Source organism: Burkholderia sp. AU28863, from assembly GCF_002223195.1.
Lineage (GTDB): Bacteria > Pseudomonadota > Gammaproteobacteria > Burkholderiales > Burkholderiaceae > Burkholderia > Burkholderia sola.
Genome location: NZ_NKFE01000006.1, coordinates 462,915 through 477,471 on the forward strand (window position 1 = coordinate 462,915; position 14,557 = coordinate 477,471).

A 14,557-nucleotide genomic window follows, 5' to 3' on the forward strand; every position below is an offset into this window, starting at 1 on the left:
CGTCTCGATCCATCCCGACTGGAGATCAACATGCACCCCATGCAAGCGCTGCTCGTCGTCGCCGAACGGATCGGTCGGGTTGCCCATCTGCAACTCAACCGGCCGACGAAGGCGAACGTACTCAACACGGAATTGATGGCGGCCCTGTCTGCTCACCTGACGCACCTCGATGGCGATGATGAAGTCAGCGTGATCGTCATCTCGGGGCATCCGAAGTTCTTCGCCGCCGGCGCGGATGTTGCCGCGATGGTCGAGCTCGACGCCGCGGACGTGGTGCGCGAACGCTTTCTCACGGGCGCGTGGGAATGCGTCGGGCGCGTACGCAAACCGGTCGTCGCCGCGGTGACGGGCTATGCGACCGGAGGCGGGTGCGAACTCGTCCAGGCCTGCGACGCCGTCATCGCGGGCGAGTCGGCGCGCTTCGGACAGCCGGAACTGGCTCTCGGCACGATTCCCGGGCTCGGCGGCACGCAACGCCTGCCGCGCTGGATCGGCAGAATGCGCGCGCTGGATTGGTGCCTGCGCGCCCGCATCGTCACGGCACGGGAAGCGCACGACGCCGGCCTCGTCACGCAGGTGGTCGCGGACGAGAACGTCGTCCCGCACGCGATCGCGTACGCCCAGGAGGTGGCGGCCCATTCGCTTCCGGCACTGATCCTGCTGAAGGAGGCGATCAACCGCACGGCCGAGATGCCCTTGTCGGCCGGCCTCGATTTCGAAAAACGCCTGTTCTACTCGACCTTCGCGTTCGAGGACAGGCGAGAAGGCATGGCCGCGTTTCTCGCGAAGCGAGCGCCCGTGTTCCGGCATGCGTGACGCACACGCCATTTCATTTTCACGAGGAGCAGGTCGAGCATCATGACGAAACGCTATTTCACTCAGCAGATCGTCGTCCGCTATTCGGACATCGATTACATGGGGCACGTCAGCAACGCAGTCTATTACCAGTACCTGCAGGACGCGTACGTGAAGTTCATGTACGGGTTGCTCGACGCACCGTTCAGCGAACGCATCTCGCAAATCACCGTGAAGACGGTATGCGAGTACGTCGATCAGGTGCGGCTCGGCGAGGTGCTGAATCTGCGCGCAAGCGTCGTCCGGTTCGGCACGCGGAGTTTCGACATCGAGTATCTGCTGGCGCGCCGGGACAACGACGAGCATGTGGTCGCACGCGGCCTGTCGACCCACGTCACGTTCGATTACGTAAACAACGTATCGATTCCGCTGCCGGGCGACCTGAAGGCGGGCGTGCTCGCCTATCAGGGCAGCCTGTAATCGCAGCCGTCGATTCGGCCGACCTGACTGGCGGTACGCCGGTGTGCGTCCGCCAGACGGTCGGCCGCCGTGCCACGCCGGCTCGATCCCGATCGCTGACGCAGCGTTTCGGAATCGGGCCGCCTTACCGACAAGGCCTGAACATGGCTCACGCTTCCCGGCCGCACGACGGCCTAGCCGCCGCGAACGCGGTGGCGCCGAATCACCCTGGTGTGCCCGGGACGGACCGCGAAAGCGGCCGCCGGTTCTGTCTCGTCGGCCTGATGGGCACCGGCAAGACGACGGTGGGACGGCATTTGGCAGAGCGCCTGTCGATCGACTTCGTCGACGCCGACGCCCTGCTCGAAGCGCGGCTGGGCTACCCGATCCGGGAATGCTTCGCGCGCGACGGTGAACAGGTCTTCCGCGCCCGGGAGTCGGAGGTGATCGAGGAAATCGCCGGCAGGCCCGATGTCGTGCTTTCGACCGGCGGCGGCGCCGTGCTCTGCGCACGCACCCGCTCGACGCTGAAGCGCCGCTTCACGGTCGTGCATCTGACCGCCACCGTCGACGAAATCCACGCCAGAACGCGGCACGATCGATCCCGCCCGCTGCTGCAGACCGACGATCCGGTTGCTACGCTTCAAAGTTTGATACAGCAGCGGCATCCGCTCTACGAAGCCTGTGCTGATCTCACGGTCGACACGACCCACCGGTCCGTCGCAGCAATTGTGACGCATCTGGCCCGCGTGCTGATGCCGGTCGACGTACGTCGCGCGCTTTCGAACCCTTCGCGCTGAAGCGCCGTCCAGTTGACGTTCTATCGGTAGGTGCTGGATTGTTACCCAGTTATGTGAGAACGCCAACAATTGGTATTGCCTGTCTTTTGCGCAGCGAGACAGGACGGGAGACGAAAGCGCTACTAAGAAACGGGTTTCAAAAAGACTGTTTTGGGTAGCTAACTTTCACGGCGAGCTGTTAACCTCTGGTAGACGACGAGTACACCTTCAGCGCGGGCGACGGCTACAGGAAGCGCACCGATGGTGGACGGTTGATCGACGACGAACAGCAGTCGACCGTGAGTCTTGAGCTCGGCGATGAGGGCTCGCAGCTTGACCTCGTCGTTGGGTAGCGCCTTGTTGTGGCGATTGCCTTTGGACCAGCGGCGGACATCATCACGGCCGACTCGGAAGAATTCAAGAAATTTTCCAAGTACCGTTATCCGGCTATGTCATCGGATACAACTGGCTCACAGTTTGGAGAATCCGCGGATCCGGAAGTATGTCTGCGACATCTTGGAAGGTAGAGAGCGAGCTTTCAAGGAGCGGGCCAAATGCCTGCGAGTTACGATCTAGCCACGGTAGATCGTGCATGGCACGGGTTTCGGGTGAATTTCCGTTTGCCTATATTCGAGCCCATGATGTCGCGAGTAGCACGGCTTTCTTTACAATAAAGCGTCGTAACCAAGCCGTCATCACACTGGCACGTCGACGCTGCGACGTCCTGTTCGCCATGCTGCGCGACGGGCGCTATTGACAACCAAAATCAGCCCCTAACAGGCTCACGGTATCCGTTCAATGGAATCACGACGCAAGACAGTGCGCGTTGTCGCGCCCGCAGGTGTGCCCGATCCGCAAGGAATCGAGCGCGGCATCGCGCTCGTCGAAAGCTGGGGCTTCAAGGTCACGACGAGCGCACATCTCGGCAGCCGGTACCGCTATTTCGCCGGTACCGCCGAGGAGCGCGCGGACGATCTGCGGTGCGCGTTGATGGATCCGTCAATCGATATCGTCTGGCTCGCGCGAGGGGGATTCGGTTGCGCGCATCTGCTCGAGCGCCTGCCCGACGAGATCGCGACGCCGAAGACGATCGTCGGTTTTTCCGATGCGACGTCGCTGTTCTGCGCGCTCGCCGACCGGCCCGGCGTGCGCTTGTTGCATGGTCCGACATTCCACAGCCTGGCGAGCAAGGTCGACGACGCGACGCGTGCCGACATGCGCGCCGTACTGACCGGTGGCAAACGCGCCCCGCTGAGCCTGCGGCATTTGTCCGGCGCCCCTGGTGCGGTGCGGGGACGTCTGTGCGGCGGCAACGTGACGGTGCTCGCGAGCGTCGCGGGTACACGCTGGCCGCTTCGCTCACGCGACGCGATCGTACTGCTGGAGGACGTGACGGAATTCGGCTACCAGCTCGACCGCAGCCTGACGCAGCTGCGTCTGAGCGGCGCGTTCGACGGGGCCCGCGCGTTGGTGCTCGGGCAATTCACGCGCTGCCCGGTCCCGGACGGCGCGGATTTCACGCTCGAGCAGATGCTTGTCGACGTGCTGGGCGGCTTAGGCCTGCCGATCTACTCGGGTCTGCCGATCGGACATGAACACCGCAACATCACTTGGCAATACGGCCAGCAGGCTGCCATCGAGAACAGCGCCATCCGGTTCGTCGCGTAGTGTCGAATCTAGAATGACAGGAACGCCAGCAACCCGAGGCAACCCATGCACACGGACAGCACCATGATCACCGCGTCGGGTCCGAAACGCGTCGAGAACACGCCTACCGCGATGCCCGCGAGCGGCTGTGTCACGTTGTTGAGGAGGATGACGACGCCCGTCGTCTTGCCGTAGTCGCGCGCGGGGATGATCTTCTGCCGCGTGCTCCGGATGTACACGTTGAACATCTTGTCGAACCCGACGATCAGCAGGAAGCCGAACACGTACCCCGCAATTCCCGGGCTGGCTGCCGCGATGACGCCGCCGACACAGATCGAACCGAAGCCGACGAGGCCGAGGATGCGCGTCGAGACATGCAACCTCGCCGTCATCAGCAGAATCGCGATCGTCACGCACGCACCTGCCGTTTGCAGTCCTGCGTAATAGCGTCCGCTTTCGTGATGAAAGCCGGTGACCATCGCGGCGGACGTCGCGAGTGTGACGCCGATCACGAGGTTCTCCGCGGCGGCCAGCATGATGACGGACTTGAGGCCCGGTAGGTGGACGACATGAGACAAGGCCGTCCGGATCGGCTTGAACCAGGTGCCGTGCGTGCCTTCCGGCATCGCGAATTCGAACGCGCTGGCCTTTTGCCAATACGCGAGCGCGACGTCGGCCGTGACGAACAGCGCGGCGGCGGCCGCCACGACGAATTCCCAGCGCCACCAGGACAGCAGGATCGCCGCGAGCATGGGGCCGAGCACGAGGCCAAGCTGGTCGGCCAATTGCGAATACGACAGCACTTTTTCGAAGCGATGGCTGCTGAATATCTGCGGCAGCATCACCTCGCGCGCAACGATGCCCTGACTCGTCAGCATGCCGCACAACGCGGACAGCGCGATCAGCCATCCGATGCCGCCGACGAGGTCGTAGGCGACGACGCCCGCGACGCATACTGCCGCGCGGAGAACCTGACTGACGCGCATCAGTTTCGCGGGCGAATACCGGTCGCAAAGCGCGCCGAGAAACGGGAAGCACAGGTATCTCGGCAGAGTTTCGAGCGAAAACGCGATGCCCGACCAGGACACGCGCGCTGTCATCTGAAAGATGACCAGCGGCACGAGGAACAACAGAATCTGGTCGGCGAGGCGAGCGAGGAAAAGCGAATGAAAAAAGGCTTGATGCTGGGCGCGCACGAACAGTCACCTTTCTTTTGCGCGGAGCACGCGATGCATGCGCGCTTCGGCCGACGTTGCCGGGAGGGCTGGTACCGCGGGGCCTCCCTGAATGAGCGTATCGAGCCTCAGTAAGCGGACGCTTCCGCAGACTCGAGGTTATGCCGTTCGTGTCCCTTGAGCGGAGGATTGAAGATGCTGACAAGCACCAGATCCCCGTCTTTGCCGCCGCGCAGGTAATGCTGGTCGTGTCGATCGAGCACGTAGATGGTGCCCGGGCGGATCGGAAAGACGTTACCGTTCATGTCCTCGACCTCGCCTTCGCCTGCAATGCAATAACAGGCTTCGAGATGGTTGCGGTATTGCAGGAGCGATTCCGTACCCGCGCGCACCACCGTATGGCACACGCCGTAGCCCATGCCGTCCTTTTCCGTCAACAAGCGATGGCTTGTGCCGGAGCCCCATTCGACAAGCAGTCCATCTTTTTCGACATCTCTCAGGTTCCTGACAAACATATTCGCACTCCTTTATTTTTTTGTAAGAAATTATTGTCCTGCTCTCGGCGGAAGCGAAGCCACGAAAAAACAAGCCAGTGCCCGTCACAGAATGGCCGGCTAAATCATGTGGTTTTTCAACATTAACCGTTGATGGCGTGGCTGGTCAAGGGCGGGATATCGGAGAATTTCGGGTGGTTATGTAATTCTGCCCGCCAGGTATTGGAGGCGAGCTGGATAGACGCAATGTAGTTTATCTACATATTTTTGTGGATTGCATGGATTGCGCGCGCGATTTTTCTATCAAGTTGTAAGGGATGGTGCCCTGACGTATTCGATATTGGGGTTAATCAAAAGCCATCTTGGCGAGGCGCGTTTTAATAATTTGGGAAGGGTTTGGTGTTCTAACTTCGATGGATGTATTAAACCTGCCATTTCTGCGAGGTTCGTGATCTTTAATCATCGAATTGACGCTGATTGGTAATTGTAAAAAACGTGAGGGCATCGTTCCGCTGTTTACATGGCCGCCGACGGATTTCCTCGCTACCGTGGTCGTAAGCGACGCCATGCTGTACCACAGTGCCAATGCCGTTCAGCAAGCCAACCCGGACGAACTCGCGTTCCGGGACCTGGCCTACAAGCGCGTATTCCTGATCGATTCGATCACGTTTGCGGTTTCCGCCATTGCATTTCTGATGCGGGTGGGCAACATGCCGCGTCGACATCGACCAGCCGAGGCGGCACACGTTGCCGCCGAGGCCGGCGCACTGCCAGGCACGGCGCCTTATCTGTCGGCCGTCGTGATGCTGGTGATCGGCGCGCGCTTCGTCGAGGCGTTCGGCTCCGGTACGCACAATGTCGGCTTCCCGATCAAGTCGCAGCTGTTCGACGCGAATCAGCCCGCGTTTCTGTACGGCTGGCTGATGGCGGTGTGGGGCGTCGGACGGCTCGCTTCCGCGGCTGTGACGCCGCGCTTGCTGGAGCGTCTCGAATCGCGTCACCGGCCGCTCGAGCCGTATTTCATCGTGTTGCTGATCCTCACCTTCGCGTGCTTCCTCGGCGTGTTCGAGGTACGCGGCATGCCGGGCATGTTGGGCTTCGTCTTGCTGGCAGGCGTTTTCGACGCCGCCACGGAGACAATCTACTATTCGCTCCTGCAATCGACACCGGCCGCTTCACGCGATCGCGTGATCGGTATCTCGTACGTCGCGGAGCGCGCTGGCCTTGGATTGGGCATGCTGGCGGTCGGGTTCGTGTTCTCCCGGCTGGGAACGGATGTGACGGCGCTGCTGTTCTATGGTGGATCCATCGCGCTGGCCGGCCTGGCGTTCGTGGGCGTCAAAAGACGGCGGGCGCGGGGGGCAGCGGTCCGGCAGATCGGCTGATTCCGGGTGTTTTCCCTGATCCGTCCAGGCGGGCAAGGACATCTTCTCCGAGAGCCCGCAACGGGCCGATGAGCGTTGAATGATGAAAGAGGCTTCCGATCACCGGCGGACGGTAGATCGCTAATCTTCCGGCGATTCGTTGGGCGCTGACGTCACGGCTGGCGGCAACGGGCGATTCGCAATCTCTATCGCTTCACTCCGCGGCAAACCCAGCGTCTGCAAAAGGGATGACGCTGCACGCTCGGCAAAGCCGCTCCGACTGTACCCGATCATGTTCAACATGTCGGTAACTGGCTTCTCGTCCGCATCGAATCGTAGTTCGATTGCAATGGCGGTCAGTACCGCGCCCCCGACCGTGATGACGCTCATCAGTGGGTCGTTTGCCGAGAATCTCCCGGCGAGGATGCCTTTCTGAATATCCCTCAACAACCGAGGTCCGAGGCCGCGGCTGAGTGCTCGCATGGACAGCCCTTCGCGGAGGAGAAATTGTCCCCAGACCGGCTCACTTCTGGCTCGCAGCAAAGTATGGCGCAACGACACGGAAATGATCTCGGCGGGGTCGGTGAGGTTGCCTGCGATGCGGTCCAGGGTATCCGCGAACTCCTCGAACACGATTTCCAGAACCGCGGCATGAATCGCTTCTTTCGATTCGAAGTGGTTATAGAACGATCCGAACCCCACGTCCGCGGCTTCCGTAATTTCATTGATCGCGACGCCTTCCATCCCCTTTTGCGCCATGAGTACAAAGGCGGCATCCAGCAAGCGTGCCCGCGTCTCGCGCTTTCGGCGCGCGCCTCGCGGCTCGCGAACCTCGGGGCTCGACGGCGCTTGCCCGTTCGAGGCGGCCGGCGACGGTGTTCTGGTGCGGCGGGAGGAAGTGTTGGGCATCGGCGTGCACATGGGTTGGATGTTTGAGTATACGTTCGAACATCAAAATTGACAAAATCATCAGCTATGATTTTAATGTCATCAAGGCGGCCCGCAGCGGCCAGTCTGAAGAATTGGAGGCAGAACGGTGGTGGAGACAAACCTGACGCGCGAATCTGGCGTCCGTGAAGGCAACGACGACGCGAGCTCTTCCGGCGGCCGCGACTTGCCATCGGATGTAGACGTGCTTGTTGTGGGTTGCGGTCCCGTCGGCGCGGCGATCGGCGCGCTTCTTGGCCGGGACGGCGTGCGTGTGCTTGTCGTCGACCGGGCGGCGGAGATTTTCATGGCGCCGCGTGCGATCGCGCTCGACAACGACGCGCTTCGCATCCTGCAGTACATCGGGGTGAACGAAGCCGACCTCGATACGGTGGCGATCCCGTACGTCCGGATGCGCTCTCCCTGGTTCGGCGAGTTCGGGCGCATCAACACGCTCGGGAGCATCGATGGCCATCCGAAGCTCGTGACGTTCTATCAACCGGACCTGGAGCGATGCTTGCGTGCCCGACTGACCGCGCATCGCACCGCCCGAATGGCGCTCGGTGTGACGCTCGTCTCGCTCGACGAGCACGCCGATCACGTCGCCGCCACGCTCGACGGCGGCCAGGGCGCGCGGCACGTCGTGCGCGCTCGCTACGTCGTCGGTGCCGACGGTGCCAGTTCGATTGTGCGCCAGTTGATCGGACAGGATTTCAAGGGCAAGACGTTCGCGGAAGACTGGTTGATCGTCGACGCGCGAAACGTGCGTCGGCCCATCGACCATGTCGAGTTCATCTGTGACCACCGGCGGCCGACACCTCATATGACCGCGCCCGGTGGCCGCGAGCGTTGGGAGTTCATGCTCCATCCCGGCGAGACGCGAGAGGAGATGGAATCCGACGAACGCATCCGCGAGCTGCTCGCGCCGTGGGGCGACATCGAGGACATGGTGATCGAACGCAAGGCCGTGTACCGTTTTCATGCCCGAACCGTCACGACATTCAGCAAAGGACGCGTTTTTCTTGCAGGTGACGCCGCCCATATCACTCCGCCCTTCGTCGGCCAGGGGCTCGTCGCCGGCCTGCGTGATGCCGCGAATCTCGGCTGGAAACTCACGTGGGTCGTCAAAGGCCACGCAACCCCGCAAATTCTCGACTCCTACGATCAGGAACGCCGACCTCACGCCAAGGCGATGATCGGCGTCGCGAAATTCATGGGGAAGCTCGTGATGCCGCGAAATGCCGGGGTCGCGTTGTTTACGCACGGTCTGATGCGATTGACGCGGCTCGTTCCAGTGCTGCGGAATCACTTCGACGAGCTCGGGATCAAGCCGAAGAATGCGTTCCGGAGAGGCCTGTTCGTCCCCGGCTATTCGTCCACGCGGCTCGTGCGCGGAGCCGTCCTTCCGCAGGGATGGCTGCGCAAGCACGATGGGGCGATCCGCCTGAGCGACGACGTGTTCGGCAGCGGTCTCGCGTTGATCGGATTCGGACGGGATCCGGGCGTCGAACTCGACGCTGGCGCGCGAGCCGCATTGATTGCGGCGGGTGGTGTCGTGGTGCAGGTCGTGCACCGCGGACAGCGCCTTCACCGCACCGACAGCGACGGATGGGAGGACCTGGACGGCACGTTCATGCCGGGTGTCGTGCGGTTTGGCTGGGCGGCCGTGATTCGGCCGGACAAAACCGTCCTGCACGAAGGCCCGGTGGCCGAGTCGACCCGCCTCGTCCTCGAATCCCTGCAATTGCTTGGCGCGCGTACCTCCTTGCCGTCGCTATCCGGCCACATTGTTCAGCCGACTTCCTGAGGCCCCCATGAAGCTCACTACTGCACAACCCGCGCGGAATCCCCGGCCGACGACGAAGGCTCGGGCGCTTTCCTATTTGATGTTCGAGCGTCCCGATCTTGAACGGGCCGAACGATTTCTCAACGATTTCGGCCTGCGGACGGTACCCCGTGACGGCGAACATCTGTTCCTCCGAGGCACGGCCGCCACACCGTTCTGCTACGTCGTCCGGCGGGCGGAAAAAAGCCGCTTCGTCGGCTTCGGGCTCGAAGTTGACGATATCGACGCACTGCGCAAGCTTGCCGACGTGCCGGGCGCGTCGAACGTGGAGCCGTCGCCGTGGCCCGGCGGCGGGCATCGCGTCACGCTCGTCGATCCGTCGGGTTTTCGTGTCGACGCAGTCGCGGGACAAGCGCGGGCCGGCGCCCTGCCGCACCGGACGGCGTTACCGTTCAACTCGCCCGATTCCGTCGTTCGCGTGAACGATACCCAGCGTCCGCCGCTGGAGGCGCCGGAAGTGATTCGCCTCGGTCATGTCGTGCTCGAACTCGCCGATTTCCAGGCGACCTGCGCGTGGTACACGTCTCACTTCGGCTTCATCCCGAGCGACGTTCAGGTGCTGCCGGATGGATCGCCCGCCGTCGCGTTCCTGCGACTCGATCGCGGAGCGACGCCCACGGATCACCATACCCTGGCATTGGCGCAGGGATTCGCAGCGCTCTACAGCCACTCGGCATTCGAGCTGGTCGACGCGGACGCGGTAGGCGTCGGGCAGCGTGTGCTGAGCGAAAAAGGATGGACGCACGCATGGGGGATGGGGCGGCACATTCTCGGCAGCCAGGTCTTCGACTATTGGCAGGACCCTTGGGGCGACAAGCACGAACACTATTGCGATGGGGACATGTTCACCGCGGACGTGGCGACGGGCATCCACGAAGTCAGCCGTGAAGCGATGTCGCAGTGGGGCCCGCGGATGCCGCGCAGCTTCACCAAACCGAAGATCACCGCCGCGAGCATCGCATCGCTGATCCGAAACCTCCGGACCAGTCCGGACGTCACGTTCGCGAAGCTGCGCACGCTCGCGAAACTGTTTGCGTGACCTTCATCTTCACTCAGACCTGTTCGAGGCATCTTCATGGCATTGCACGTCTTGCACTATCGGCATCATGGGCGCGCCCAATGGGGCGTGGTGAGCAATCACCGGATCACACCGATACCGGGCGACTACCCGACGACCGGCGAATTCGTGCGAGCACATCGGATCGATGAACTCGCCTCGCTCGGCGGAGAAACGATTCCCGAGTCGGACGTCGAGTGGCTGTCGCCGGTCACGCGCAATCAACGGTTCGTTTGCCAGGGCGCCAACTATCGCCAGCACATGATCGAGTCCGGCATGAATCCGGACGCGAAGTCGTTCAACATGATCTTCACGAAGGCGACCAGCTGCATCGTCGCCGCCGATTCCGACGTCATCCGGCCGCAACATGTGCGGTTCCTGGACTACGAGATCGAACTGGGGCTCGTGCTTCGCCGCGATATCACGTCCCGGCAAGCCATCACGGACAAGAACCTGCACGAGTACGTGGCCGGCCTCGTGATCGTCAACGACTATTCCGCACGCGATATCCAGATCCCCCAGATGCAGTTTTACAAGGGGAAAAGCTATCGAACGTTCGGACCGGTGGGGCCGTATCTGTGCCTGCTGGAGACAAGCGATATCGCGCGGCTGCGCGCGCTGACCCTGACACTGACCGTGAACGGGGAAGTGCGGCAGAGCGATTCGACCGGGAACCTCGTGTACGGTCCGGCCGAAACGCTCACGGAGCTTTCGGGCGTTCAGGACCTGAACGCCGGCGACTTGCTGGCAACGGGCACGCCGTCCGGATGTGCGCTCAGCATTCCGTCGCCGGCGAAGCAACGGATTGCCGCGTTACTGCCCGAGCACATGAAGTGGCGGATGTTCACGAAGGTTCAGGCCGCGCGCCCGCAGTACCTGAAGGCCGGGGATCTGGTCGAGTCGCGCATCCGGAGCAGGGACGGGGCGATCGACCTCGGTGTGCAGCGCAACCGAATCGTGGACGAGCTCGCATGAACGCCATCGCAACCGAAGAGGACGTGCTTCGGATCGAAAATCAGGGGCCGCCCGCCGACCTCCCGGCCAGCACCTACGAAATGATCGGCCGTGGTGCGGCGATCGACCCGACCGCGCCAGCCTTGTCATTTTTCCTGCGTGCCGACGATCATCGCAAGCCATTGCGCTGGACGTATACGGAGCTTCTGCGGGATATCACCCGGACCGCGAACATGTTTTCGCGCCTCGGCATCGATCGCCGCTCGGTGGTCGCCTACGTGCTGCCGAACTTGCCGCAGACGCATTTCGTCATCTGGGGAGGCGAAGCGGCCGGGATCGTATGCGCGATCAATCCGTTGCTGGAGGGGCCGGCAATCGCGTCGCTGCTCAAGGCCGCGAACGCAAAAGTACTGGTGACGCTGGCGCCCTTTCCGGGAACGGATATCTGGTCGAAGATCCAACCGATCCTGAGCCAGGTGCCGTCGCTGCAAAGCCTCGTCCTGATCGACCTGGCCGAGCGCGTGCAGGGGTGGCGCCGAATCGCGGCACGCATGATGCAGCGTCGCGAATGCAAACGGCTGCACGGGCGCGCGGGCGTGCGCGGCGCCGTTCCGCGCCACGTCGCGATCCACGATTTCGACTGTGCGATGTCGCGTGAATCCGGTGATTCGCTGCTGATCCGCCGGCGTTTCGAAGCCGACGACATATCGTCCTACTTCTGCACGGGTGGCACGACGGGATTGCCGAAAATCGCGATTCGCCGGCACGGCAACGAGGTAGCCAATGCCTGGAGCGTCGGGCAGGTCGTCGGTGCCGGGATGGGCCCGGGGAAGACCGTTTTCTGCGGACTGCCGCTGTTCCATGTCAATGCCGTGCTGGCAACGGGCCTGGTGCCGTTCTCGCGCGGCGCACATGTCGTGCTGGGTACGCCACAGGGCTATCGCGGCGACGGAGTCGTCAAACGATTCTGGGAAATCGTCGAAGAGCACAGGATCAATTTTTTCAGCGCGGTGCCGACCTTGTATTCGGCGTTGCTCGACGTGCCCGTCGGCGGCCGGAATATCGACTCGCTCGAGTACGGGCTTTGCGGTGCCGCGCCGATGCCCGTGGAAGTATTCCGCACGTTCCAGGATCGCACCGGGGTCCGGATCCTCGAAGGTTACGGGCTCACCGAGGGTGCATGCGTAAGCAGCGTCAATCCCCCGGGCGGCGAACGGCGTCTCGGTTCGATCGGTTTGCGCATCCCCGGCCAAATGATGAAGGCGGTGATACTCGACGACGCCGGCCGCTACGTGCGCGATTGCGTCGAGGACGAAGTCGGTGTGCTGACGATTTCGGGGCCGAACGTTTTCGCGGGTTATCTTCAGGAAGACCAGAACAAGAGCCTGTGGCTCGATCTCGGCGACGGCCGGCAGTGGCTCAACACAGGGGACCTCGCGCGACGCGATGCGCAAGGCTACTTCTGGCTCACGGGCCGCCGCAAGGAACTCATCATCCGGGGCGGTCACAACATCGATCCGGCGACGATCGAAGAACCGCTGCACCGCCACCCGGCAGTGCAAATCGCGGCGGCAATCGGACGTCCCGACGTGCATGCAGGCGAGCTGCCAGTTGCCTACGTGCAGTTGAAAGCCGGCGCGACAGCAACCGAGGCGGAACTCGACACATTCATACGCGGCTCGATCGGCGAGCGTGCCGCGATACCGAAGCGGATTCATATCGTCGATGCGATGCCGCTCACGGCGGTCGGCAAGATCTTCAAGCCCGAACTCAAACGTCGGGAGACGCTCGACGCGCTGATCTCCGCGCTCGAGGATGCCGGCGTCGAGGGCGCTCGAGTCAGCATGGTGGACGACCCGTCGCGCGGGCTCGCCTTGCACGTGGCGCTGAGCGACCGTGCGCAGCTGGCAAACACCAATACGGTGATGGGCCGCTTCCCGTTTGCCTTTTCAACTTCGGTCGAACCCGAACATCACTGATCGCCGATTATCGGAACGTTTGCGGTTGAAGCAAGAAAATAACTTCGGAATACGAAGTTATGGAGAGGGGATTTGGATTAACGGCGAAGCATCCGATGCCTTTGGCGTCGCGCTTCATCAGCGCAGGAACAGCCCGCGAGTCACGTCTGGTGCTCGGGGATGAAGGCAGGTTTCACGATTCTTGAACACCAACACCAAAATAGGGAGACATTCATGAAACGAGTCAGCGCAGGAACCGTCGTACTGCTCGCGGCCATCTCCGGCGCGCATGCGCAATCAGCCGGTCAGTGGGTAGTCAATGCCGGCTGGTCCCACTTTGCCCCGCAAGGGTCGGCGGATCCGCTGACCGTCAATGCGCTCGGTCGGTCTCAAGTGATGACCGGCAGCGGTGGCGAGATCGCAAGCGGCGATACGTTCGGACTGACCGCAACGTACTTCGTGACCGACCATATCGCGGCGACGACGGTCATGGGTTTTCCGCCGACATGGCACTTGAACGGCGCAGGTACGCTCAGCGGCTTCGGCGAGCTGGGGACCGCGCGGGCCTGGAGCCCGGCGATCATCTTCAACTACTACTTCGGCCAACCGAATGCGCGGCTCAGGCCGTATCTGGGCGCCGGCGTCACCTACACGTGGTTCAGCAACGTCAAGCTCAGCAACCCCGTTTCCACTGGCCAGATCTATTTCTCGCCGACCGTCGGGACAGCGCTCGAGGGGCCGACATCCGTGTCACTCAGCAAATCCTTCGCGCCAGTCGTCAACGGCGGCCTGACCTACAACATCGATTCTCGCTGGTCGATCAACGCGTCGGTGGCGTATTCGTGGGTATCGACGCGCGCCACGCTGACTACGCGGTCCTCCGTCGGCACGGTCACGAGCACCAGCAAATTCCGGGTCAATCCGATCGTGACGTTCCTTTCGGTCGGATACCGCTTCTGAGCCGCATTGACGTGGATACGGTACTTGCGTGTATCAACCCGCGCCCGTGTGCGGTCGTACGGACGACGAATGTGACATCGGCGTTAAGAAATATTCGAGAATACGCTCGATCAATCTAAGTGACGAAAATATCAGTATTGAG

At 62.3% G+C, this 14,557-nt stretch carries 13 protein-coding genes and 1 pseudogene; 10 read left to right on the plus strand and 4 right to left on the minus strand.

All coding sequences use genetic code 11. The features are described 5' to 3' along the window. Positions 1-30: 30 nt before the first annotated feature. From CFB81_RS28755 to CFB81_RS28765, 3 genes are all read left to right on the plus strand, one after another. Complete coding sequence (locus CFB81_RS28755; RefSeq protein WP_256976354.1) at positions 31-816, plus strand: enoyl-CoA hydratase-related protein; 786 nt, start codon at positions 31-33, stop codon at positions 814-816. A 42-nt stretch (positions 817-858) separates the two neighbouring features. Continuing rightward, the gene (locus CFB81_RS28760; RefSeq protein ID WP_089437392.1) at positions 859-1,275 is read left to right on the plus strand and encodes a thioesterase family protein; all 417 of its coding nucleotides are present in this window, start codon (positions 859-861) and stop codon (positions 1,273-1,275) included. Between the two features lie 143 nt (positions 1,276-1,418). Further along, on the plus strand, positions 1,419-2,054 hold the full coding sequence (locus CFB81_RS28765) for a shikimate kinase (RefSeq protein ID WP_089437393.1): 636 nt from the start codon (positions 1,419-1,421) through the stop codon (positions 2,052-2,054). 188 nt (positions 2,055-2,242) lie between these two features. On the opposite strand, the pseudogene CFB81_RS35825 reads toward CFB81_RS28765, so the two are convergent. Continuing rightward, positions 2,243-2,398 (minus strand): annotated as a pseudogene (locus tag CFB81_RS35825) (transposase); the annotation flags it as partial. Positions 2,399-2,831: 433 nt separating this feature from the next. On the opposite strand from CFB81_RS35825, the gene CFB81_RS28770 reads away from it, so the two are divergent. Next, complete coding sequence (locus CFB81_RS28770; protein ID WP_089437394.1) at positions 2,832-3,701, plus strand: LD-carboxypeptidase; 870 nt, start codon at positions 2,832-2,834, stop codon at positions 3,699-3,701. 8 nt (positions 3,702-3,709) lie between these two features. Here the strand turns inward: CFB81_RS28770 and CFB81_RS28775 are convergent, their stop codons facing one another. Further along, positions 3,710-4,876: an MFS transporter gene (locus CFB81_RS28775; protein WP_089437395.1), complete on the minus strand. Its 1,167-nt coding sequence runs from the start codon at positions 4,874-4,876 to the stop codon at positions 3,710-3,712. Between the two features lie 107 nt (positions 4,877-4,983). Continuing rightward, complete coding sequence (locus CFB81_RS28780) at positions 4,984-5,370, minus strand: ectoine synthase (RefSeq protein ID WP_089437396.1); 387 nt, start codon at positions 5,368-5,370, stop codon at positions 4,984-4,986. 446 nt (positions 5,371-5,816) lie between these two features. On the opposite strand from CFB81_RS28780, the gene CFB81_RS28785 reads away from it, so the two are divergent. Continuing rightward, entirely contained in the window at positions 5,817-6,734 is a 918-nt protein-coding gene (locus CFB81_RS28785; protein ID WP_256976356.1) for an MFS transporter, read from the plus strand. 120 nt (positions 6,735-6,854) lie between these two features. Here CFB81_RS28785 and CFB81_RS28790 read toward each other — a convergent pair whose 3' ends face one another. Then, positions 6,855-7,634, minus strand: a complete 780-nt coding sequence (locus CFB81_RS28790; protein ID WP_089437397.1) for a TetR/AcrR family transcriptional regulator — start codon at positions 7,632-7,634, stop codon at positions 6,855-6,857. Between the two features lie 118 nt (positions 7,635-7,752). Between CFB81_RS28790 and CFB81_RS28795 the strand changes: the two genes are divergently transcribed. From CFB81_RS28795 to CFB81_RS28815, 5 genes are all read left to right on the plus strand, one after another. Then, entirely contained in the window at positions 7,753-9,447 is a 1,695-nt protein-coding gene (locus CFB81_RS28795; protein ID WP_256976371.1) for a bifunctional 3-(3-hydroxy-phenyl)propionate/3-hydroxycinnamic acid hydroxylase, read from the plus strand. A 7-nt stretch (positions 9,448-9,454) separates the two neighbouring features. After that, complete coding sequence (locus CFB81_RS28800; RefSeq protein ID WP_089437399.1) at positions 9,455-10,525, plus strand: VOC family protein; 1,071 nt, start codon at positions 9,455-9,457, stop codon at positions 10,523-10,525. A 36-nt stretch (positions 10,526-10,561) separates the two neighbouring features. Further along, complete coding sequence (locus CFB81_RS28805) at positions 10,562-11,518, plus strand: fumarylacetoacetate hydrolase family protein (RefSeq protein ID WP_089437400.1); 957 nt, start codon at positions 10,562-10,564, stop codon at positions 11,516-11,518. Next, positions 11,515-13,476: an acyl-CoA synthetase gene (locus tag CFB81_RS28810; RefSeq protein ID WP_089437401.1), complete on the plus strand. Its 1,962-nt coding sequence runs from the start codon at positions 11,515-11,517 to the stop codon at positions 13,474-13,476. The genes CFB81_RS28805 and CFB81_RS28810 overlap by 4 nt, the downstream gene beginning before the upstream one ends. A 213-nt stretch (positions 13,477-13,689) precedes the next feature. Beyond that, positions 13,690-14,415 carry an OmpW family protein gene (locus CFB81_RS28815; protein WP_089437402.1) on the plus strand — a complete coding sequence of 242 codons (726 nt, stop codon included), beginning with the start codon at positions 13,690-13,692 and terminating at the stop codon, positions 14,413-14,415. Positions 14,416-14,557: the final 142 nt, after the last annotated feature.

Coding starts and splice junctions, on each gene's coding strand:
- CFB81_RS28770 (WP_089437394.1), top strand. CDS start 2,832: ATGGAATCACGACGCAAGACAGTGCGCGTTGTCGCGCCCGCAGGTGTG.
- CFB81_RS28765 (WP_089437393.1), top strand. CDS start 1,419: ATGGCTCACGCTTCCCGGCCGCACGACGGCCTAGCCGCCGCGAACGCG.
- CFB81_RS28815 (WP_089437402.1), top strand. CDS start 13,690: ATGAAACGAGTCAGCGCAGGAACCGTCGTACTGCTCGCGGCCATCTCC.
- CFB81_RS28810 (WP_089437401.1), top strand. CDS start 11,515: ATGAACGCCATCGCAACCGAAGAGGACGTGCTTCGGATCGAAAATCAG.
- CFB81_RS28755 (WP_256976354.1), top strand. CDS start 31: ATGCACCCCATGCAAGCGCTGCTCGTCGTCGCCGAACGGATCGGTCGG.
- CFB81_RS28805 (WP_089437400.1), top strand. CDS start 10,562: ATGGCATTGCACGTCTTGCACTATCGGCATCATGGGCGCGCCCAATGG.
- CFB81_RS28760 (WP_089437392.1), top strand. CDS start 859: ATGACGAAACGCTATTTCACTCAGCAGATCGTCGTCCGCTATTCGGAC.
- CFB81_RS28780 (WP_089437396.1), bottom strand. CDS start 5,370: ATGTTTGTCAGGAACCTGAGAGATGTCGAAAAAGATGGACTGCTTGTC.
- CFB81_RS28800 (WP_089437399.1), top strand. CDS start 9,455: ATGAAGCTCACTACTGCACAACCCGCGCGGAATCCCCGGCCGACGACG.
- CFB81_RS28790 (WP_089437397.1), bottom strand. CDS start 7,634: ATGTGCACGCCGATGCCCAACACTTCCTCCCGCCGCACCAGAACACCG.